Genomic DNA, 21,275 nt, shown 5'->3' with positions numbered 1-21,275 from the left:
TGATCTCGGTGACGTCGACGCCCGCTCACGAGGCTCCTCGACCGTTCTCGATCCCGGCCCCGGCCCCGTCGCAGGCGGCGTCGAGGATGCGGCCGATCTCTGCCGCGATGGCTCGGGCCTCCTCGTGGCTGTCGGTCGTGGCGGCCCGCGCTTTGAGGTCCCACAGCGCTGCCGCCTGCTCTGGGTGGCGCTCCACCGCGACGTACACCGCCCACTGCCCGACGAAGCGGCGCATCGGCGCGGCGCTGACCTGCTCGCGCGCCTGCCGCAGGGCGTCGGCGCGCTCGGCGTCGAACGTCGGCAGCGCGTCTGGTGCGAGTAGCGTGAGCGCACGGCGCAGCTCTTCGGGAGTGCTCGCCGTCATGCCTGATCGCCCTCTGGCTTCGCGGTCACGGTGAACCACACCGCCTTGCCGTGCGGGTAGCTCCGCACGCCCCAGTCGTCCGCGCACGCCTGGACGATGCCGAGCCCGCGCCCGGAGACGGCGTCAGGCGGCGCCTCGGCGGGGGCGGGGGTGCCCGGGCCGTGGTCCCACACGGTGACGCGTACGTCGTTCAGGACGCGGTCGATGCAGACGTATGCCTCGGCTACGGAGTGCCGGTAGGCGTTGGTGGCGAGCTCGGATGCGAGCAGTTCGACCGTGTCGGTGATGCAGGTGAGCCTGGCGGCTCGGAGGATGCCGCGGATGGTCGCGCGGACGACGCCGACGGCGTGGGGCGCGTGGGGGATGGCGAGTCCGTAGGACCAGAGGGGGTCGGGTTGTTCGGGCGTGCGCATATGGCACCCTCCAGGGTGAGTACCTGCTGTGACTAGCGTCATACTCACGGTAGGGATGGTGGGTGCATCACTGCAACCTGCTTGTAGGTATTGCTAGTTCAGGCGGAGACTGGATCGCACTGAGCGAAGGGGGAGGCGTGGGGCTGAGGACGAGTCCGAGCTACCGGCAACGGAGGCTTGGTGTAGAGCTGCGACGGTTGCGGGAGAGCGCGAGTTTGTCGTCGTACGAGCTGGCCGCCCGGCTCGGCATGAAGCAACCGCAGCTGAGTCACATCGAGGCGGGGCGCACCACGATCGGAGCCGACCGACTCCGCACGCTGGCGTCAGAGTGCCGTATCAGTGATGCCACTTTGATAGGTGCCTTGGTCGACATGGAGCAGGACTCCGGCAAGGGCTGGTGGAGCGAGTACCGAGGGCGGCTGCGGCCCTCGCTCCTCGACCTGGCCGAACTGGAGGCCTCAGCCCAGACTTTGACCTGCTACGAGCCGATGTTCGTGCCGGGCCTGTTGCAGACCGAGGCGTACGCGACCGCCATTCACCGGCGCGGGTATGCGCGCGCCACGAATGACGAGCATGACCTGGCCGTCGAGTTCCGGATGCGGCGGCAGCGCGTCCTGACCGGGCAGCGCCCGCCGCACCTGCACGCGATCGTGCACGAGGCGGCGCTCCACCCGTCGTTGGGTGACCAGGACGTCATGCGAGAGCAGTTGCAGCGGCTGATCGAAGCCTCGCGGTCGCCTCAAGTGACCGTGCAGATCCTGCCGTTCGACGGGCCGGTCCCGTTCGGAACATCGTTCACACTCATCGAACCCCCGGTCCGGGAGCTGAGCACGGTGATCGTCGCGCACGTCGAGAAGTCCCTGTACCTGGGGGATGCCGAGGCGGTCGTCAAGTACCGGAGCCTGTTCGCTAGGCTGCGGGAAGCGGCACTTCCTCCGGTTGACGCGGCGGTCCCGCCCGAGGCGCATGCCGCGAAGGACTCGCTGGGGCTGATCCAGCGACTCCTTTACCCGCTGCTCTAGGAAGGCGTGCATGGCTCGGCTCAGGTGGCAGAAGTCCAGCTTCAGCGAAGGGGGCGCCGACACCTGCGTAGAGGTGTCCACAGACCCCACCGGTCGCCCCCACCTCCGCGAGAGCGACACCCCGGCCGCGGTCATCGCCACCACNGAAGGCGTGCATGGCTCGGCTCAGGTGGCAGAAGTCCAGCTTCAGCGAAGGGGGCGCCGACACCTGCGTAGAGGTGTCCACAGACCCCACCGGTCGCCCCCACCTCCGCGAGAGCGACACCCCGGCCGCGGTCATCGCCACCACCCCCACCGCCCTCCGCGCCCTGCTGCACAGCCTCACCGGGGCGGCGCAAGGCGCGGACGCGCCGTAGCGCGGGCGGCGGCCGTACGGTCGATTCGGTCGTCGATTCGATCGCGCACGAAGTCGGCGTGACCGCTGTGTCGGACGTGCTCAACCCCGGGTGCGACGCCAAAACGCCCATTCGCAGCAGCAATTGGCGATAGGTGGTTCCGCATTAAAGGAGTCCGATATTCCGTATTCGGTGACCGACTTCCGAACAGAATTTACGTGATTGGCCTTGACAGGGCTGATCATCTACCCAGAGCATTACTCGCGGTCACCGACTGGTGATCGTCACGACGTAGGAGGTTCTCGAATGTCCGCGATCGTCTCCACCCTGAAGCACACGAAGTACATCGTCGGCTCCATGGCCGGCGTGCTGTTCTCCAACTGCCCCAGCTAGTAGGGGCTCCGGGGTGGGCGGCCGATCGGTCGCCCACCCCGGCACCGCGGGTTTTCGGACTTCGGTATTTCGGGCGGGGAGGGTCATGTTCGACTCGGGTATCCGGCAGTTCCGGCTGGCGTTGGCGATGGTCGTCGGCCGTCCGATCAATGTGCGTTCCGCGGAGAAACTCGTCGCCGACGCGTTAGAGACACTTGCCGAATTCGGTTCTCCCGGTGAGGACGTCGAGCAGCTGCTGCGCGGCGCGTCCGCCGACCCCCAGATGCGAACCGATCTGACGAACAAGGCCCTGCGCCGCACCGCCGAACGACTCACGACCCAATCGGCTTTCTACGCTGAGCACTTCAAGGCCGCCGGAGTCGATCCGGCCGGGCTGACCATGGAAAACGTCGGTGCGGTGCCGGTCACCACCAAGACGGACCTGGTCAAGCGCGCCGAGGATTTCCTGTGCGGCGAGCCCTTTCTCGCCTCCCGGACCACGGGGACGACGGGGCGGCCCGCGGAGATCTGGTATTCCGCCTACGAGGAGCGGCTCTGGCCCGCGCTCGTGGCGCTTTCCCAGATCCTGCGCGGCAGTATGCGCAGCACCGATCTGATGCAGTTCAACGTGAGTTCGCGTGCGACCGGCACCTCGTACGCCGAGATGCAGGTGGCCCGCCTGGTGGGCGCGTCCATCCGGATGGTGGGCCTGGTGCCGCCCGCCGAGACGCTGGACCTCATGGTCGGCACCGGCGCAGGATCACCGACGCTGATGGTCACCTACCCCAGCTACCTCGGCCAGTTGATCACCCTGGCCCGCGAACGAGGGCTGGGCCCGGAGGACTTCAGGCTGCGTGCCATCAACGTCGGCAGCGAGGTGCTCTCCTCCGCCCTCGCGGAAGCCGCCGCCGACACCTTCGGCGCCCGCGTCCACGACGGCTATGGCATGACCGAGCTGACCCCCATGGCCGGGGCGATCTGCCGGCAGCGCCATCTGCATATCGACGCCAGCATCGGCCTCGTCGAGGTGTGTGACCTGGAGACGGGCGAACCGGCCGAGCCCGGCGCGCTCGGCACGATCGTGGCGACGCCCTTCTACCCGTACCGGGAGTGCATGCCGCTCTTCCGCTACGACACCCGCGACCTCGTACGACGGCTGCCCGACGGGTCGCTCGACTGCGAGATGGCGAACGTGCCGGCGACCTCGCACATCCTCGGCAAGGCCGACCATGTGCTGCGTACGGCCGAAGGCGTGGTGACGCCGCGCGATGTCATCGAGGTGCTCGACGCCCTGCCGGGGGTCCGCTGGCCGGTGCGGCACCGGGCCTCCGTCGTCGAGGGCCGGCTGCGGATCGAGCTGCCGACGTCGCAGTCGGCGGACTGGGACCGCTCGGACGTGATCGCCCGCTTCGCATCCGCCGGTATCGACACCGACCTCGACATCGTGGACGTGGACGGCCGTGAACTACGCCGATACCGCTCCGACCTGACGGAGAGCAGCTTCACCGGGAGGGCCGCGTGAGCACCGCACAGCACGCCTTCTTCATTCTGGTCACGCTGGGTATCTCGGTGGGCGTCGCGCTCGCGGGCGTCGCCTTCTTCCGGCGGTTCACCCTCCCCAGGCCGGCCGTCGGCGCCTTCAACGGCAACGACATGGTCATCATGATGGCCTTCGTCGTCGCGCTTCCGTTTCTCTATCTCGCCCTGCCCGGCTGGCTGTTGCCGCTGGTGCTCGGCCTGACCCTGATCGGCGGTCTCGCCGTCACCTGGGGCTCGGTGATCCGGCCCGGCTGGCTGCGCTGGCTGCTCATCCTCGGCCTGGTGGCGGCCGACTGGATCACCGCCCGAGCGGCGGAGAACGACCCCACGGACGCCACGCCCTACTGGCTGGTCAACAGCACCATGATCGTGATGATGGCGGTCGGCGCGGCCAACCTCAACGCCCAGGGCGGGCTCCGGCTGCGCCATGTGTCCCGGTTCGCGCTGGCGCTGGCCGTGTACGACATCTTCTTCGCCACCGTCGTACCGATCACCCAGCGGCTGTTCAACGCGGTGCAGGGGTACGCCTTCGCCCCGTCGGCAGGCATCCGCATCGGGGACCTCGGGGCCGTCGTGGGGATGGGCGATCTGCTGGTGTACGCGCTGTACAGCACCGTCGCGTACAAGTCGTACGGGCGGCGGGGGCTGTACGTCGCGCTCGGGCTTGTCACCGTCTTCGGCGGACTCCTCCCGCCGATGACCCCGATGCTGGTCGAGGCGGTCACCGGAGATCTGCCGACCCTGATTCCCGCGCAGATCTTCTTCGGGCCCGCGGCCTTCGTCGGCTATCTCGTCCTGCGCCGCAGCGGCCCGGAGCGCAGGATGGTCGAGGTCCGGCCACCCGCCGCGCGCCCACTCGGGCATCCGGGGGATTCTGCGTCGCAGAACGCACAGACAGCGGTACTCAGCAGTACTACAGGTGGGCTAGGCAGTTGAAGGGCCCTGTCCCCGTTCCCGCTGACCACGGCGGGGCGGGGGCTTTCTCTTAATTCGTGACTGGTATCTGACTCAACGCTTGTCGTTCCCCGGCCCCGGCTTCCCGTAGCGGCGGAAGTCGGCGGTCTCCACCGTCCACGGGCCGAACGGCACCGCGTCGCCGAAGATATACGGGTCCTTTCGCGCGTAGCGGTCCCGGCAGGGCTCGGAGTGCACCTCGATGGTGCCGGTGCGCGGGTCGACGATCAGGTAGTGGCCGATACCCATGGCCGGGTACTCGGACAGCTTCTCGCCGTAGTCGTTGTTCGGGTTCGACGGGGAGACGATCTCGATGACGGCCAGGACCTGCGTGGCGTCGACGGTGAGGCCCTCCTCGTCGAGTACGGCCTCGGGGATCACGACGGCGTCCGGCCGCCGCATACGCCCGATCGAGGGATGCTCTATCTCGGGGCCGTTCTCGCAGATGTAGCCGGGGTGGGTGGCGGAGAGTTGATCGTTCAGTTGGTTGCGGATGCGGCGGACTGTGCCCTCGTGGCGTTTCGAGGGGCACATCATGGCGAGGAACGGACCCGAAGGGCCGATCTCGACGCTCCAGGACCCCTCAAGGCGCTCGGCGTAAGCCGAGAGATCCTCAGCGATCGCGCGCATCTTCGCGTAGTCCATACCTTGAGGGTAGCGAGAACGGCCCCCGCTCGGCGCCCCCGGCCGCCCACTCGGGCATCCGGGGGATTCTGCGTCGCAGAACGCACAGACAGCGGTACTAAAGGTGCGCTAGGCAACAGCGTGGGGTGTATTTGGGCCTAAGTCAGACTTAGGCACCCAAGGAGGCACCCCATGCGTGGAGCCACGCACGCCAAGTGGGCCGCATGCGCGGTCGCCGTCGCCCTGGCGGCGACGGCCTGCGGCGACGACAGCGGCAGCGGCGGCGGTGACGGTTCCGGCATCGTGCGGTCCTCGTGGGGTGATCCGCAGAATCCGCTGGAGCCGGCGAACACGAACGAGGTGCAGGGCGGCAAGGTCCTGGACATGATCTTCCGGGGGCTGAAGCGGTACGACCCGGAGACCGGCGAGGCCAAGGACATGGTCGCCGAGGGTATCGAGACCGAGGACTCGCAGAACTTCACCGTCACGCTCAAGGACGGGTGGAAGTTCAGCAACGGCGAGGACGTCACCGCGAAGTCGTTCGTCGACGCCTGGAACTACGCCGCGCATATCGACAACAAGCAGAACAACGCGCCGTTCTTCTCGTCCATCGTCGGATACGACGAGGTCCACCCGGAGTCCGGTGACGCCAAGGCCGAAGAGATGTCCGGGCTGAAGGTCACGGGGGACAACACCTTCACGGTCGAATTGAAGGAGAAGTTCTCGACCTGGCCCGAGACCCTCGGCTATCAGGCCTTCTCGCCGCTGCCCGAAGCGTTCTTCAGCGACCACGAGGCCTGGTTGAACAAGCCCATCGGCAACGGCCCGTACACGGTGGACTCGTACTCCAAGGGCTCCAGCATGAAGCTCCGGGCGTGGGACGAGTACAGCGGCGAGGACAAGGCCGAGAACGGTGGCGTGGATCTCGTTGTCTACACCGACAACAACACCGCGTACACGGACCTGATGGCGGGGAACCTAGATCTCGTCGACGACGTCCCGGCGCAGCAACTCAAGAACGTCGAGAGCGATCTCGGGGACCGGTATATCAACCAGCCCGCCCTCATCATCCAGACGATCACCTTCCCGCTCTACCAGGACGACTGGTCGAAGGAGGGGACGGAGAAGGTCCGGCGCGGGCTGTCCATGGCGATCAACCGCGAGGAGATCACCAAGCAGATCTTCCAGGAGACCCGCACCCCGGCCAAGGACTGGACCTCCCCGGCACTCGGCGATAAGGGCGGGTACGACGACGAAGTCTGCGGTGACGCCTGCGAGTTCGATGCGGACGAGGCGAAGAAGCTGATCGAGGAGGGCGGCGGGCTGCCCGGCGGGAAGGTCACCCTCACCTCCAACGTCGACACCGGGTCGCACCGCCAGTGGATGGACGCCGTCTGCAACAGCATCAACAACGCGCTAGGCGAGGGCACGGTCTGCACGGTCAACCCGGTCGGTACCTTCGCCGACTACCGCAGTCAGGTGACCACCGACAAGATGACCGGTCCGTTCCGGGCCGGCTGGCAGGCGGACTACCCGCTCATCCAGAACTTCCTGCAGCCGCTCTACTACACCGGCGCCTCGTCCAACGACGGGAAGTTCAGCAACAAGGAGTTCGACGCGCTCGTCGACAAGGCCAACCAGGAGTCCGACGAAGAAGCCGCCATCGAGGCGTTCCAGGAGGCCGAGGAGATCCTCGCCGAAGAGATGCCCGCCATCCCGCTCTGGTACCAGAACGGCAGCGCCGGCTACTCGGACAAGGTCTCGGATGTCGCCCTGAACCAGTTCAGCGTTCCGGTCTACGACCAGATCAAGGTCAACTGACCCTCCACTGAAGGCCGTTCCTGGAAAGCACCCTCCGGGCAACGGCCTTCAGTCCTACCTCCGGAGCCCCCATGGGACGCTATGTGATCCGGCGGCTGCTCCAGATGATCCCGGTGTTCATCGGCAGCACGTTCCTGATCTTCTTCATGGTGTACGCGCTCGGTGACCCGGTCGCGGCCCTCTTCGGCGACAAGGCGCCCGACCCGGCGACCGCCGCCCGTATCCGCCACGACCTCCACCTCGATGAGCCCCTGTGGAAGCAGTACCTCCTCTACATGGGCCAGATCTTCCAGGGCGACTTCGGTACCGCCTTCAACGGCCAGAAGGTCACCGAACTGATGGCCAGCGCCTACCCGGTGACCCTGCGGCTGACCCTGGTGGCCATCCTGATCGAACTGGTCGTCGGCATCAGCCTCGGCGTGGCCAGCGGCCTCAAGCGCGGCCGGTTCGTGGACAACTCCGTCCTGCTGATGACCCTCCTGGTGATCTCGATCCCCACCTTCGTCAGCGGCTATGTGCTGCAGTTCCTGCTGGGCGTGAAATGGGGGATCATCCGCCCGAGCGTGTCGTCGGAGGCGCCGTTCAGCGAGCTGCTCCTGCCCGGCGTCGTCCTCGCCCTGGTCTCCCTCGCCTACGTCACCCGGCTCACCCGTACCTCCATCGCCGAGAACGTCCGCGCCGACTACGTACGTACCGCCATCGCCAAGGGACTGCCCAGGCACCGGGTCATCAGCCGCCACCTGCTGCGGAACTCGCTGATCCCGGTGGTCACCTTCATCGGCGCCGACATCGGTTTCCTGATGGGCGGCGCCATCGTCACCGAGAAGATCTTCAACATCCACGGCGTCGGCTTCCAGATCTACCAGGGCATCCTCCGCAACAACGCCCCCACCGTCGTCGGCTTCGTGACGATCCTGGTGATCGTCTTCCTGGTGGCGAACCTGCTCGTCGACCTGCTCTACGCGGTCCTGGACCCGAGGATTCGCTATGCCTGAGCCGTACGACCCGCAAGACATCAACAGGCAGGCCATCGCACCCACCGGAGCGGGAGGCTCCATGGACCTCGCGATGGACGAGGCCGAGACCCTGGAGAAGACCCCCGGTGGCCCCGAAGGCACCGGACCGACGGGCAAGCCGCGCAGCCTCTGGTCCGACGCCTGGCACCAGCTGCGCCGCAGCCCCATCTTCATCGTCTCCGCTCTGCTGATCCTCTTCCTCGTCACCATCGCGATCTGGCCGCAGCTGATCGCCAGCGGCGACCCGCAGTTCTGCGAGCTGTCCAAGTCCCAGCAGGGCGCGTCGCCAGGGCATCCCTTCGGTTACAACACCCAGGGCTGCGACGTCTACACCCGCACGGTGTACGGCGCCCGCGCCTCCATCACGGTCGGCATCTGCGCGACGCTCGGCGCGGCGCTGCTCGGCTCGCTGCTCGGGGGGCTCGCCGGGTTCTTCGGCGGTTGGGGAGACGCGCTGCTGTCGCGTGTCGCGGATGTCTTCTTCGGTATCCCGGTGGTCCTTGGCGGCCTGGTCTTCCTGTCCGTGGTGACCAGCTCCACGGTCTGGCCGGTGGTCGGCTTCATCGTGCTGCTCGGCTGGCCGCAGATCGCGCGTATCGCCCGTGGTTCGGTGATCACCGCCAAGCAGAACGACTACGTCCAGGCGGCCCGTGCGCTCGGCGCGGGCAGCGGGCGGATGCTGCTGCGGCATATCGCGCCCAACGCCGTCGCCCCGGTCATCGTCGTGGCGACCATCGCTCTCGGTACGTACATCTCCCTTGAGGCGACCCTGTCGTTCCTCGGCGTGGGCCTCAGGCCCCCCACGGTCTCCTGGGGCATCGACATCTCCAACGCCGCCCCGCAGATCCGAAACGCCCCGCACATGCTCCTGTATCCCGCGGGCGCGCTGAGCATCACGGTGCTCGCGTTCATCATGCTCGGCGACGCGGTGCGCGACGCCCTCGACCCCAAGCTGCGCTGAGTCGCCGAGGAGGCACCGGACGATGTTGCTCGACGTACGCGACCTACAGGTGGAATTCCGTACGAGGGACGGGGTCGCCAAGGCGGTCAACGGTGTCAGCTACTCGGTGGACGCGGGCGAGACCCTGGCCGTGCTCGGCGAGTCGGGGTCCGGCAAGTCGGTGACCGCGCAGGCGATCATGGGCATTCTGGATATGCCGCCCGGGAAGATCACCGGCGGGGAGGTCGTCTTCCAGGGACGGGACCTGCTGACCCTCAAGGAGGAGGAGCGGCGGAAGGTCCGGGGCGCCGAGATGGCCATGATTTTCCAGGACGCGCTGTCCTCGCTGAACCCGGTGCTCTCGGTGGGCGACCAGCTCGGCGAGATGTTCATCGTCCACCGCGGGATGTCCAAGAAGGACGCGCGGAACAAGGCGATCGAGCTGATGGAGCGGGTGCGCATCCCGGCCGCCAGGGAACGGGTCGGGCAGTACCCGCACCAGTTCTCCGGCGGTATGCGCCAGCGCATCATGATCGCCATGGCGATGGCTCTGGAACCCTCGCTGATCATCGCCGACGAGCCGACCACCGCGCTGGACGTCACCGTGCAGGCCCAGGTGATGGACCTGCTCGCGGAGTTGCAGCGCGAGCTGAACATGGGGCTGATCCTCATCACCCACGACCTGGGTGTGGTCGCGGACGTCGCGGACAAGATCGCGGTGATGTACGCGGGCAAGATCGTGGAGACCGCCCCCGTGCACGAGATCTACAAGGCCCCCGCGCACCCGTACACCCGAGGCCTCCTCGACTCCATCCCGCGCCTGGACCAGAAGGGCCAGGAGCTGTACGCGATCAAGGGCCTGCCGCCCAACCTGACGGCGATCCCGCCCGGCTGCCCCTTCAACCCGCGCTGCCCCAGGGCCCAGGACGTGTGCCGCACCGATGTGCCGCCGCTGTCCGAGGTCTCGAAGGACCGGCAGAGCGCCTGCCACTTCTGGAAGGAGACGCTGCGCGATGCCTGAGCTCACCAAGGAGGCCGAGGAGTCCGCCCCGGTCGGCGAGGGCGAGCCGATCCTCGAAGTACGCGGCCTGGTCAAGTACTTCCCGCTCACCCGCGGCATCCTCTTCAAGAAGCAGATCGGCGCGGTCAAGGCCGTCGACGGCGTCGACTTCGTCCTCCACCAGGGCGAGACACTCGGCATCGTCGGCGAGTCCGGCTGCGGCAAGTCGACGGTCGCCAAGCTGCTGGTGAACCTGGAGCGGCCGACCGCGGGCGAGATCCTCTACAAGGGCGAGGACGTGACCCGGCTGTCGGGGCGGGCACTCAAGGCCGTACGGCGCAACATCCAGATGGTGTTCCAGGACCCGTACACCTCGCTGAACCCGAGGATGACGGTCGGCGACATCATCGGAGAGCNGGCGACCTCGGGGTGGATCTCGTACGGCTCTCCGATGATGTCGCCGACCGTCATCCTCGGGTTCAGCGAGGTGTACGGGTCCTGGAACACCATCTGGATGTTGCGCCGTACGGCCTTGAGCGCCCGCCCCGACAGCCGCGTGATGTCCTCGCCCTTGAAGAAGACCTCACCCGAGGTCGCCGTCTCCAGTGTCATCAGCAGCCGGGCCACGGTCGACTTGCCGCAGCCGGACTCCCCGACGATGCCCAGCGTCTCGCCCTGGTGGAGGTCGAACGAGATCCCGTCCACCGCCTTGACCGCGCCGACGTGCCGCCTGAAGACGATGCCCACGGTGAGCGGGAAGTGCTTGACCAGCTCGCGTACTTGGAGGATCGGCTCGTCGGGCCGCCGCCCACCGGCCTTGGTGAGCTCAGCCATGGATCGTCTCCTTCCAGAAGTGGCACGCACTGCCCCGCCCGACCAGCTCGCTGCCGTCCCGCTCGCGGACCGGGTGCAGCGGCGGCACCTCCGTACGGCAGATGTCCTGGGCCATCGGGCAGCGTGGGTGGAAGGCGCAACCCGTGGGCACCTGGGCCATGTTGGGCGGCAGGCCCTCGATCGCGTACAGCTCCTGGCCCTTCTGGTCCAGGCGCGGGATGGAGTCGAGCAGGCCGCGCGTGTACGGATGCGCGGGGCGTTTGTACAGCTCGTGCACCGGGGCGGTCTCCACGATCCGGCCCGCGTACATCACCGCGATCTTGTCCGCGACGTCGGCGACCACGCCCAGGTCATGGGTGATCAGGATCAGGCCCATGTGGAACTCGCGCTGCAACTCCGCGAGCAGACTCATGACCTGGGCCTGCACGGTGACGTCCAGGGCCGTGGTCGGCTCGTCGGCGATGATCAGGTCGGGCTCAAGGGCCAGCGCCATGGCGATCATGATGCGCTGGCGCATGCCGCCGGAGAACTGGTGCGGGTAGTCGTTCACCCGCTGCCGGGCGGCCGGGATGCGGACGCGTTCCATCAGCTCGACAGACCGGCTCTTGGCCTCCTTACGGGACAGGCCCTGGTGGACGCGGAACATCTCACCGAGCTGGTAGCCCACGGAGAGCACCGGGTTGAGGGACGACAGCGCGTCCTGGAAGATCATCGCGATCTTGCGGCCGCGGATGCTCCGGCGTTCCTCGCCCGACATGGTGAGCATGTCCTCGCCGCGGAAGGTGATCCGGCCCTTGGGGATCCTGCCGGGCGGCATGTCGAGGATGCCCATGATCGCCTGCGCGGTCACGGACTTGCCGGACCCGGACTCGCCGAGCACGGCCAGCGTCTCGCCCGCGCTGACGGAGTAGTTCACGCCGTTGACGGCCTTGATCACCGCGTCCCTCGTGCGGAACTCGACGTGCAGGTCCCTGACTTCGAGCAACGGACCGTCGGCAGTGGGCACATGCGCCTCAGTCGTCACGTAGGCCTCCCTCAGCGCAGCTTGGGGTCGAGGGCTTCACGGACGGCGTCGCCGAGCATGATGAACGCCAGGATCGTGAAGCTGAGAATGACGCCGGGCCACAGCAGCACATGTGGGGCGGTACGGATCTGGTCCTTGCCCGCGCTGATGTCGACGCCCCAGGACACGGTCGGCGGCTGCAGACCGATCCCCAGGTACGTAAGCGTCGCCTCGGCCGCGATATAGCCGCCGAGCGCGATGGTCGCCACGACGATCACCGGGGCGACGGCGTTGGGCAGGATGTGCCGTAGCAGGATCCGAGGGGTGCCCGCCCCCAGCGCCCTGGCGGCCTGGACGTAGTCCGCCTGCTTCACGCTGATCACCGAACCGCGCATCACCCGCGCCACCAGGGTCCAGCCGAAGATCACCAGGGCTGTGACCACGACGTAGACCGTACGGGTCTCCAGCGCGACCAGGACGACCATGGCGCCCAGCAGGAACGGGATGCCGAGGAAGACGTCGATGAACCGGGAGATCAGGGCGTCCACCCAGCCGCCGAAGTACCCGGCCAGCATGCCGGTCACCCCGCCGAGCAGGGTGACGATCAGGGTGGTCAGGACGCCGACCGTGATGGAGGCCCGGGTGCCGTAGATCATGCGGGTGTAGATGCTGTAGCCCTGGCCGTCGTAGCCGAGCCACTCCGGCTGGAACACGGCGCCGAAGTCCGGCTCCTGGAGGAACTTGTCCAGGTCGGCGCCGCGCGGGTCCCCGCTGGTGAACAGCGAGGGGAAGAACGCCATGAGCAGCAGCAGGAGGATCATCGCCGCGGATATCAGGAAGACGGGACTGCGGCGCAGGTCGTGCCAGGCGTCCGACCACAGGCTGTGCGGCTTGCCGGGCGCGGGTTCGGCGGCGGCCGGCGCGGCGGGTGCGACCGGAGCGTCCCGCGGCTCCTTCCCGTCCTTCCCGTCCGTCCCGCTCTTGGTCAGGTCAGGCATAGCGAATCCTCGGGTCCAGGACCGCGTAGAGCAGGTCGACGACCAGGCTGACAACGAGGTAGATGATGACGATCAGCGTCACGATGCCGACCACCGTGGAACCCTCGCGACGGAACAGCGCGTCGAACATCTCGCTGCCGATTCCGTTGATGTTGAAGATGCCCTCGGTGACCACCGCGCCCGCGAGCAGCCCGCCGATGTCCACGCCGAGGAAGGTGACCACCGGGATCATCGAGTTCCGCAGCAGGTGCATACGGAGGATGCGGAACCGGGGCAGGCCCTTGGCGACCGCGGTGCGCATGTAGTCCGCGCGCAGGTTCTCGGCGATCGAGGTCCGGGTCAGCCGGGCGACGTACGCCAGTGACAGCGAGCCGAGCACCAGGGCGGGCAGCACCAACTGGCCCCAGTCCTCGGAGTCGTTGACGACCGGGGTGACCCAGCCGAGCCGGTGCCCGAAGAAGTACTGGGCGATATAGCCGAGCACGAAGATCGGTACCGAGATGAACAGCAGGGTGAGGAACAGGACGAGGGTGTCCACCGCCGTCCCGGCCCGCAGCCCGGCGAGCGTGCCGAGCGCGACACCGAGCACCACGGTGAAGGTGAACGCGAGGAACGCCAGGCGCGCGGTGGTCGGCAGGGCGTCCGCGATGATCTCCGATACGGGTATCTGGTTGGCGATCGACTCGCCGAAGTCGCCCTGTGGAAGACCGGCCAGATAGTCGAGGTACTGCTTCCACAGCGGCTGGTCGAGCCCCAGGTCGTGGCGCATCGCCTCGATCTGGGCCGGGTCGAAGGACTGGTCTCCCCACAGGGCCCGCACCGGATCGCCGGGCAGGGCGTACATCATGAGGAAGACCAGCAGGGTGACCCCGATGAACACCGGGATCATCTGGAGCAGACGTCGTGCGACATAGCGCCCCATCCGTCCTCCTTACTCCGCTACTACTCCGCCAGTACTCCGCCCGGTTCTCCGCCAGTACTTCGCCGGCGGACCGGACCAGGGGGAGCCGAGGGACGCCCCGTCGGGCGGAGCGGCCCTCGGCTCGCCGACGGCTACTTCAGAACCTCGACGTTCTGCACGATCGCGAAGTTCGCCAGGTCGAACTCCACGCCCCGCACCTTGGCGCCGTGGGCCGCGTTCGTCTGGTAGTAGAAGAGTGGGATCGCCGGCAGCGTGCCCTCCTCGAACATCGCCTTCTCGGCGTCCTGGTAGGCCTTGACGGTCTCCTCCAGGGACGCTGCCTGGTCGCCCGCCTTGAACAGGTCGTCGACCTTCTTGTTGTTGAACTTGCCGTAGTTGGCGCTGGCCTTGGAGTGGAACAGCTCCTTGAGGAAGTTCACGTTGATCGGGTAGTCGAGCACCCAGCCGCCGCGGTAGAAGGTCTTGACGTCCCCGGCCTCACGCACGTCCAGGTCGGTCTGGAAGTCCGGCTTGGAGTCGCCCTTGCACTCGACGTCGATGGCCTGGCGGATGCTGTTGCAGACCGCCTCGACCCACTCCTTGTGCCCGCCGTCCGCGTTGTACTGGATGAAGATCTCGTTGTTCGGGACGCCGCCGCCGTCCGCGATGAGCTTCTTGGCCGCCGCCGGGTCGTACTTGGTGTAGTCGCCGGCCACGCCCTCCACATAGCCCTTGACGTTCGGGCCCACCAGGCTGCTGGCCGGGACCCGGGAGCCGCGCAGCACGGTCTTGGAGATCTGCTCGCGGTTGATCGCCTGGGAGATGCCCTGGAGGATCTTCGGGTCGACGTCCTCCCAGCCCTTGGCCTGGAAGTTCAGCTGCAGGCTCATGATCCCGGCCATCGGGGCGTCGACGGCGGTGACGCCCTTGTCGTCGTGGTACTTCGGCAGGTCGCGCGGCGGGACCGTGGTGAGGATGTCCGCGTTACCGGACTTCACCGCGTCATATTCCGCTTCGAGGGTCTGGTAGTTGACGTATTCGACGCCGCCGTTCTTGGCCTTGTCAGGACCCGCGTAGTCGTCGAATCGTTTCACCACGATCTTTTTCTTGCGGTCCCAGCTGACGAATTGATAGGGGCCGTTGCCGACGGGCTTCGTGCCGTACGCCTTGGGGTCGTCGAAGAAGGCGCTGGGCAGTGGCGAGAACGCGTTGTACGCCAGCTTGTAGGGGTAGTAACTGACGCGGTTGTTGAGTTCGATGGTGAAGGTGTGGTCGTCGACGACCTTCAGCCCCGCCATCTTGTCGGTCTTCGGCTTGCCCTTCTCCGGGTGGACGTCGTCGTAGCCCTTGATGTCGGCGAACCAGAAGCTGTTCTTCTGGTCGTTCTCGATGTTGGCGCTCCAGTTCCAGGCGTCGATGTACGACTGAGCGGTGACATCGCTGCCGTCGTGGAACTTCCAGCCCTTCTTGAGCTTCACGGTCCAGGTCGTGGCGTCGTCGGACTCGACCGACTCCGCGTTGACCATGACCAGCTCGCTCTTGTCGTCGTAGTCGACGAGCGACGAGAACAGACCCTTGATGACCTGGCCGCCCGCGGTGTCCTGGGAGTTGGCCGGGTGCAGCGTGGCCTGCGGCTCACTGTTGGCGAGCCGGACGATGCCGTCCGGGTCGACCGTGCCGCCCTTTCCTGGCTTGCCGCCATTGCCGTCGTCGCCGTTGTCGCTGGTGCAGGCAGCGGTCGCGGCGAGGGCGACGACAATCGCGCTCGCTACCCACCTGGCGCTCTTGGTACCGCGCATGGATTCCTCCTCGTGAGAGTCCATCCGTACATCCGGTATATTCCTGGAGATCCAATTCCGGAGTGAGTTGACCGGACTCTGACGCCGCCCGATGACGCAGTCAAGAGGAATGAGAGGGCGTAGCGAAAATCGCTCAGTTCTTGAGCAAAGGGAATCCCGATTGACACGGCGGCGTGATTGACGACGGCCGGTCACGGGTGGCGTATGGGGATGAATGACCGTCAACCGCGTTAACACGCAGGCAACTTGATCGATGCGCATCCGATATGAGGACGCGACACTCTGAAGAACGTACGGCCGTGCGGGTGCCGTAGACCGGCCGGAGCGCGCCATGTCGCTCCGGCCGGTCGCCCCGTGCCCGTGCCCACGGTCCCGGTGCGCTCAGGGAGCCAGTCCCAACGACCGCTTCAGGAAGTCCACCTGAAGCAGCAGCAGATTCTCCGCGACCTGCTCCTGTGGCGTCATATGGGTCACGCCCGACAGCGGCAGCACCTCGTGCGGGCGCCCCGCGGCCAGCAGCGCCGACGACAGCCGCAGACTGTGCGCCATCACCACGTTGTCGTCGGCGAGGCCGTGCACGATCATCAGCGGGCGGGCCGGTTCCACCGCGCCCGACAGACCGTCGTCGGTGACCAGCGAGTTGGCGGCGTACACCTCCGGTTGCTCGCGCGGGTCGCCCAGATAGCGCTCCGTGTAGTGGGTGTCGTACAGCCGCTGGTCGGTGACCGGGGCGCCCACGATGCCCGCGTGGAACACATCGGGTCGGCGCAGCACCGCGAGTCCCGCCAGATAGCCGCCGAACGACCAGCCGCGGATCGCGACCCGCGACAGGTCGAAGGGGAACGCGCCGGCGAGTGAGTGGAGCGCCTCGACCTGGTCGTCGAGCACCACCGCGGCCAGGTCGTTCTGTACCGCCTTCTCCCAGGCGGGGGTGCGGCCCGGCGTGCCGCGGCCGTCCGCGACGAGCACCGCGAAGCCCTGGTCGGCGAACCACTGTGAGGTCAGATACGGATTGTGCGCGGCGACCACGCGCGCGTGGTGCGGACCGCCGTACGGATCGAGCAGTACGGGCAGCGGGCCGTCCGTGTCGCGATAGCCGGCAGGGAGCAGCACGGCGCACGGGATACGCCGCTCACCCGCCTCGGTCAGCGTCACGCGCGGCGTGATGCCCGGACGCTCCGCATGCGACGCGACGAGCGCCGTCTGCTTGCCCCCGGACAGCACCCGCACCCGTGCGCCGGGGTACTCAGGGCGTGCGGAGACCAGCACCGTCACCTTGCCCGACCGCACCGCCGAGTGCACTCCCGGCTCCTGTGAGACCCGCTCCACGCCCAGCTCGTTGACCCGGTAGACATGGATCTCGCCGATCTCACCACGGGGCGCGGCGCCGCCGGCGGACGCGGCGATCAGCACATCGTCATCCGCGACATCCAGGACCGCGCGCACCTGCAACTGCGGGCCTGTCAGCGGCCGTTCGCCGACCGTGAGCACCCGCGCGCCGCCCTCGTCCGCGATCCGCACCAGCTGCCCGGACGGCGTCCAGGCCGGAACACCGGGCAGCAGCTCCAGCCAGTCCCTGTCCTCGGATGCCGTGTCGGCGTGCACCATCCGGGTCGCCCCGGTGTCCGGGTCCACGGCCAGATACACCTGCCCGCGCTGGTCCCTGGACTGCACCAGGATCAGCGGGGCGCCCGCGGCCGACCAGTGTGTACGGGTCAGATACGGATAGCGCGCCCGGTCCCACACCACCTCCTGGCGCGAGCCGTCCAGACCGAGCACGAACAGCCGCACCTCGGCGTTGGGCGTCCCGGCCGCCGGATAGGCGATCGGTGTGGGCTCGCGGTCCGGGTGCGCGGGATCGGCGATCCACCAGCGTTGTACGGGGGTGTCGTCGACCCGGGCGACCAGCAGCCGGTCCGAGTCCGGCGACCACCAGAAGCCCCGCGAACGGCCCATCTCCTCGGCGGCGATGAACTCCGCGAGGCCGTAGGTGACACGCCCGGAATCCGATCGCCGCTCGGGCTCGGCGAGCGCGCGGTCCGCCTCGCCCTCCGCGCCGATCACCCGCAGCGCGCCCCCGGCGACGTACGCCACATGACGCCCGTCAGGCGAGGGGCGCGGATCGATCACCGGTCCCGGTACGGACAGTTCCCGCGCGGTGCCCGCCCGCAACTCCGCCGTGAACAGCCGCCCGGAGAGCGCGAACGCCGCCAACTCCACGGCCGCGTCCGTGGCATACCCGACAATTCCGGCGCCACCCTCGCGGCTGCGCTCCCGGCGCGCCAGCTCCTCGGCGGACAGCTCCTCGGCCCGGCCGCCAAGCAGCGCCCGCGGATCGGCCGCGACCCGTTCCCTACCGCCGTCGGAGTCCGGGGCGTCAACGTCCAGTACCCACAGTTGATGAGACCGATCGGTGCCGGACCCGGAACGGAGGAAGGCCACACGGGCGCCGTCGGGCGACACCGTGAACGCGTGCGGTGCGCCCAGCCTGAAGCGCTGGGTGCGTGCGTGCCGACGCGGGAAGGAGTGCTGTCCGGTGGTCATTCCCCGAGGCTACTGATCCGGAGACGGTCATGCGCCCCCTCATGCTGCGATGCACCGATCCATGCGTACACACGGAAAGTTATGATCCATAGCGGTCGGTGGGTATACCTCTGCCGGCACTTGTGTTGACGTACGACCCTTTGCTGCTCGGGCCCTTGTCGTTACCGGATGTTCTGGCTGTCTTGGAGGTGGACTGCCGTGGCGCTCTCGATCTCGGCGGTGGTGCTGTTCCTGGTCCTCGTCGTCGTGCTGATCAGAAAGTCCGGCCTGAAGGCGGGGCACGCGATCGTCTGCGTACTCCTCGGCTTCTATCTGGCCAGTTCCTCGGTTGCCCCCACCATCAACGAACTGACGACCAACGTCGCGGGCATGCTCGGAGACATCAAGTTCTGACCAGGTTCCGCCCCGGTGGGCTCGTAGGCTGGGGGCATGACCGAACTGCCCGAGCGGCGTCTGCTCCTGGTGCACGCCCACCCCGACGACGAGTCGATCAACAACGGCGCCACCATGGCCGCGTATGCCGCGGACGGCGCCCAGGTCACCTTGGTGACCTGCACACTCGGCGAGGAGGGCGAGATCATTCCGCCCTCGCTCGCACATCTCGCGGCCGACCGGGACGACGCCCTCGGCCCGCACCGCGTCACGGAGCTCACCGCCGCGATGAAGGAGCTGGGCGTCACCGACCACCGCTTCCTCGGCGGCCCCGGACGGTACCGCGACTCCGGGATGATGGGCACCGAGCAGAACCACCGCGAGGGCGCGTTCTGGGCCGCCGACGTGGACGACGCGGCCGCGCCGCTCGTCGAGATCATCCGCGAGGTACGCCCCCAGGTCCTGGTCACCTACGACCCCGACGGCGGCTACGGCCACCCCGACCACATCAAGGCCCACCGGGTGGCGACGCGCGCCGCCGAACTCGCCGCCGAACCGGCCTTCCGGCGCGATCTGGGAGACCCGCACACCATCGCCAAGATCTACTGGAACCGCGCGCCGCGCTCGGAGGTCGAGGCGGCCTTCGCGCGGCTGCCCGAGCAGCTGGCGGCCTCGCCGTTCACGCGGGCCGCGAGCGTCGGTGACGTACCGGGCGTGGTGGACGACGCGCGCGTGACCACCGAGATCGACGGGCGCGGGTTCGCGGCGGCGGCCAAGGCGGCGGCGATGGGCACGCACGCCACCCAGATCGAGGTGGCCCAGCCGCTGTTCGCGCTCTCGAACGAACTGGCCCAGCCGCTGTTCGGCGTCGAGTACTACGAACTGGCGCGGGGCGAGCGGGGATCGGCGCCCGGCGAACGGGAGACGGACCTGTTCGCGGGGCTGGGGCTAGGGCCAGGACTAGGGCTCGGGCTCGGGCTCGGTTCGGGAGAGGCGGCGTCGTCGTGAGTACGCCTGGTGGATTTCTGACCCAGCCGCTCAGAGCGGGACGCATCGCGGCATATGTGCTGTTGGCGGTACTTGGGGTGTTGGTCGGTGCCGCGGGGTCCCTGGTGCAGGCCGCCTGGTTCCCCGGCGGGCTGCTGCTCGCGCTGCTTGGCGCGGCCGGTGTCTTCCTGGGCGGGGCACGGGCCCTTGGCGGCCAAGGCGGGGTGTTCGCGCCCGCGGTGGGCTGGCTGCTGGCCGTGGTCGTGCTGACGGTCAGCAGGCCCGAGGGCGACTTCGTGTTCGCCGCCGGACTGAGTACGTACCTCTATCTGCTGGGCGGGATCGGGGTCGCTGTGATGTGCGCCACGGTCTGGCTGCCACGGCAACCAGCCGGACCCGTCGCCCGACTTGGGAAGTGACATACCACTTCGAACCCCCCGTGGTACGGGTTTGACGGCGGTCACGGGATGACGACCGAGCGCGGCCAGTATGGTGGTGCGCGCCGCCGAGCTGCCCGCGCAGGGTGCTGTGACCTTGAGATAAAGAATTGGCGGGCGGCGGAGCCGATCGGGAGAACCTGCCTTGAGTCGTGAAACTGACAGTTCGTCCTCCGGGCCGCAGAGGCGCGGGGGTGCCGCATACCCCTCCGGGACACCGCCGTACGGATCGCCCGCGGGCGCCCGCGACACGGGGGTGGACGCGGAGCAGCAGGCTGCCGAGACGCAGTCCGATGAGTCGTCGGAGACGCAGACGACGCTGACCACGCGTGTCCGGATCAACATTCCCGGCTCGCGACCCATCCCGCCTGTGGTGATGCGAACGCCGATGAACGAGGGCGACAAGCCGGGGTCCGGGGCCGCGTCTGGGACCGGATCCCGGGACGCGGACTCGGGGGGCGCGGACGCGCCCCGTGGGTCCGGCTCGGCGGGTCCCTCTGGAGGTGCCCAGGGGAGTGCCCCTGGAGGCTCCGCACGGAGCGGCGAGACGTCGGGTGGCGGCGCGGGTGGCGCCGGGGCCTCGGCGGCCGACGAACCGGCCGAGGAGAAGACGAGCGACTGGTTCGCGCCGCGCAAGTCGCCCGCGGCCCCACGGGGCGCTGGTAGCGCCCCGGGCGGCCCCGGCGGCGCCCCGGACGCTTCCGGTACGCGGGGCGGCGCGGGCGCCGGAGGCTTCGGCGCCGGCGCCGCGGCCCAGGGCAACGGCTCCGGTCCGTACGGCTCCGGGGCGGGCCCGCGGGGCGCTGGCGGGCCTGGCGGCCCTGGCGCTGGCGCTGGTGCGCCAGGGAATGGCGCACCAGGCGTGGGTGGCCCCGTGGCCGGTGGTCCGGGTAGCGGCGGTCCGGGCAGTGGTGGCCTTGGCGTTGGTGGTCCGGGTGCTGCTGGTCCCGGTGCCGGTGGTCCTGGCACGGGCGGTCCGGGTGGTCCCGGTATTGGTGGA

The 21,275-nt window shown here is 68.3% G+C and carries 19 protein-coding genes and 3 pseudogenes; 13 read left to right on the top strand and 9 right to left on the bottom strand.

Annotated features, from left to right (window positions below):
• Positions 1 to 25: 25 nt before the first annotated feature.
• Together U9R90_RS11700 and U9R90_RS11695 are read right to left on the bottom strand one after the other, a co-directional pair.
• Positions 26 to 364 carry a DUF6247 family protein gene (locus tag U9R90_RS11700; protein ID WP_411056361.1) on the bottom strand — a complete coding sequence of 113 codons (339 nt, stop codon included), beginning with the start codon at positions 362 to 364 and terminating at the stop codon, positions 26 to 28.
• Complete coding sequence (locus U9R90_RS11695; protein WP_411056360.1) at positions 361 to 777, bottom strand: ATP-binding protein; 417 nt, start codon at positions 775 to 777, stop codon at positions 361 to 363. Before U9R90_RS11695 ends, U9R90_RS11700 begins: the two co-directional genes overlap by 4 nt.
• Positions 778 to 839: 62 nt before the next feature.
• Between U9R90_RS11695 and U9R90_RS11690 the strand changes: the two genes are divergently transcribed.
• From U9R90_RS11690 to U9R90_RS11670, 5 genes and pseudogenes are all read left to right on the top strand, one after another.
• Positions 840 to 1,799: a helix-turn-helix domain-containing protein gene (locus U9R90_RS11690; RefSeq protein ID WP_411056359.1), complete on the top strand. Its 960-nt coding sequence runs from the start codon at positions 840 to 842 to the stop codon at positions 1,797 to 1,799.
• Between the two features lie 10 nt (positions 1,800 to 1,809).
• Positions 1,810 to 1,929: pseudogene (locus tag U9R90_RS11685) on the top strand (DUF397 domain-containing protein); the annotation flags it as partial.
• Between the two features lie 25 nt (positions 1,930 to 1,954).
• Positions 1,955 to 2,155, top strand: coding sequence for a DUF397 domain-containing protein (locus U9R90_RS11680; RefSeq protein ID WP_411056358.1), 201 nt, complete (start codon positions 1,955 to 1,957; stop codon positions 2,153 to 2,155).
• A 457-nt stretch (positions 2,156 to 2,612) separates the two neighbouring features.
• Positions 2,613 to 4,028: a phenylacetate--CoA ligase family protein gene (locus U9R90_RS11675; protein WP_411056357.1), complete on the top strand. Its 1,416-nt coding sequence runs from the start codon at positions 2,613 to 2,615 to the stop codon at positions 4,026 to 4,028.
• Positions 4,025 to 4,981, top strand: coding sequence for a hypothetical protein (locus U9R90_RS11670; protein WP_411056356.1), 957 nt, complete (start codon positions 4,025 to 4,027; stop codon positions 4,979 to 4,981). Before U9R90_RS11675 ends, U9R90_RS11670 begins: the two co-directional genes overlap by 4 nt.
• Positions 4,982 to 5,053: 72 nt before the next feature.
• Here U9R90_RS11670 and U9R90_RS11665 read toward each other — a convergent pair whose 3' ends face one another.
• Positions 5,054 to 5,644: a Uma2 family endonuclease gene (locus U9R90_RS11665; RefSeq protein ID WP_411056355.1), complete on the bottom strand. Its 591-nt coding sequence runs from the start codon at positions 5,642 to 5,644 to the stop codon at positions 5,054 to 5,056.
• Between the two features lie 171 nt (positions 5,645 to 5,815).
• On the opposite strand from U9R90_RS11665, the gene U9R90_RS11660 reads away from it, so the two are divergent.
• The 5 genes and pseudogenes from U9R90_RS11660 to U9R90_RS11640 form a co-directional block, all read left to right on the top strand.
• The gene (locus tag U9R90_RS11660; RefSeq protein ID WP_411056354.1) at positions 5,816 to 7,444 is read left to right on the top strand and encodes an ABC transporter substrate-binding protein; all 1,629 of its coding nucleotides are present in this window, start codon (positions 5,816 to 5,818) and stop codon (positions 7,442 to 7,444) included.
• Positions 7,445 to 7,515: 71 nt separating this feature from the next.
• The gene (locus tag U9R90_RS11655; protein WP_411056353.1) at positions 7,516 to 8,439 is read left to right on the top strand and encodes an ABC transporter permease; all 924 of its coding nucleotides are present in this window, start codon (positions 7,516 to 7,518) and stop codon (positions 8,437 to 8,439) included.
• Complete coding sequence (locus tag U9R90_RS11650) at positions 8,432 to 9,421, top strand: ABC transporter permease (protein ID WP_411056352.1); 990 nt, start codon at positions 8,432 to 8,434, stop codon at positions 9,419 to 9,421. The genes U9R90_RS11655 and U9R90_RS11650 overlap by 8 nt, the downstream gene beginning before the upstream one ends.
• Before the next feature lie 22 nt (positions 9,422 to 9,443).
• Positions 9,444 to 10,421 (top strand): ABC transporter ATP-binding protein, encoded by a 978-nt coding sequence (locus tag U9R90_RS11645; RefSeq protein WP_411056351.1) that lies wholly within the window; start codon positions 9,444 to 9,446, stop codon positions 10,419 to 10,421.
• A pseudogene (locus U9R90_RS11640) lies at positions 10,414 to 10,815 on the top strand (ATP-binding cassette domain-containing protein); the annotation flags it as partial. The gene U9R90_RS11645 and the pseudogene U9R90_RS11640, both read left to right, overlap by 8 nt.
• Positions 10,816 to 10,817: 2 nt before the next feature.
• Here U9R90_RS11640 and U9R90_RS11635 read toward each other — a convergent pair.
• The 6 genes and pseudogenes from U9R90_RS11635 to U9R90_RS11610 all read right to left on the bottom strand — a co-directional run.
• A pseudogene (locus U9R90_RS11635) lies at positions 10,818 to 11,234 on the bottom strand (ATP-binding cassette domain-containing protein); the annotation flags it as partial.
• On the bottom strand, positions 11,227 to 12,258 hold the full coding sequence (locus tag U9R90_RS11630; RefSeq protein ID WP_411056350.1) for an ABC transporter ATP-binding protein: 1,032 nt from the start codon (positions 12,256 to 12,258) through the stop codon (positions 11,227 to 11,229). The gene U9R90_RS11630 and the pseudogene U9R90_RS11635, both read right to left, overlap by 8 nt.
• A gap of 11 nt (positions 12,259 to 12,269) precedes the next feature.
• Complete coding sequence (locus U9R90_RS11625) at positions 12,270 to 13,235, bottom strand: ABC transporter permease (protein WP_411056349.1); 966 nt, start codon at positions 13,233 to 13,235, stop codon at positions 12,270 to 12,272.
• Positions 13,228 to 14,157: an ABC transporter permease gene (locus tag U9R90_RS11620; RefSeq protein WP_411056348.1), complete on the bottom strand. Its 930-nt coding sequence runs from the start codon at positions 14,155 to 14,157 to the stop codon at positions 13,228 to 13,230. Before U9R90_RS11620 ends, U9R90_RS11625 begins: the two co-directional genes overlap by 8 nt.
• Positions 14,158 to 14,288: 131 nt before the next feature.
• Positions 14,289 to 15,935: an ABC transporter substrate-binding protein gene (locus U9R90_RS11615; protein ID WP_411056347.1), complete on the bottom strand. Its 1,647-nt coding sequence runs from the start codon at positions 15,933 to 15,935 to the stop codon at positions 14,289 to 14,291.
• A gap of 381 nt (positions 15,936 to 16,316) precedes the next feature.
• Positions 16,317 to 18,479 carry a prolyl oligopeptidase family serine peptidase gene (locus U9R90_RS11610; RefSeq protein ID WP_411056346.1) on the bottom strand — a complete coding sequence of 721 codons (2,163 nt, stop codon included), beginning with the start codon at positions 18,477 to 18,479 and terminating at the stop codon, positions 16,317 to 16,319.
• 198 nt (positions 18,480 to 18,677) lie between these two features.
• Here U9R90_RS11610 and U9R90_RS11605 point away from each other — a divergent pair, with 198 nt between their 5' ends.
• From U9R90_RS11605 to U9R90_RS11595, 3 genes are read left to right on the top strand one after another with little or no spacing between them, the layout of a single operon-like run.
• Positions 18,678 to 18,872: a hypothetical protein gene (locus U9R90_RS11605; RefSeq protein ID WP_411056345.1), complete on the top strand. Its 195-nt coding sequence runs from the start codon at positions 18,678 to 18,680 to the stop codon at positions 18,870 to 18,872.
• Positions 18,873 to 18,908: 36 nt separating this feature from the next.
• The gene (mshB, locus tag U9R90_RS11600) at positions 18,909 to 19,859 is read left to right on the top strand and encodes an N-acetyl-1-D-myo-inositol-2-amino-2-deoxy-alpha-D-glucopyranoside deacetylase (protein WP_411056344.1); all 951 of its coding nucleotides are present in this window, start codon (positions 18,909 to 18,911) and stop codon (positions 19,857 to 19,859) included.
• Entirely contained in the window at positions 19,856 to 20,257 is a 402-nt protein-coding gene (locus tag U9R90_RS11595; RefSeq protein WP_411056343.1) for a DUF6113 family protein, read from the top strand. The genes mshB and U9R90_RS11595 overlap by 4 nt, the downstream gene beginning before the upstream one ends.
• Positions 20,258 to 21,275: the final 1,018 nt, after the last annotated feature.

The organism is Streptomyces sp. E11-3, from assembly GCF_046540415.1.
Classification (GTDB): Bacteria; Actinomycetota; Actinomycetes; order Streptomycetales; family Streptomycetaceae; genus Streptomyces.
The sequence above is the reverse complement of the archived record's forward strand: the minus strand, read 5'-3'. Positions and strand labels throughout refer to the sequence as shown.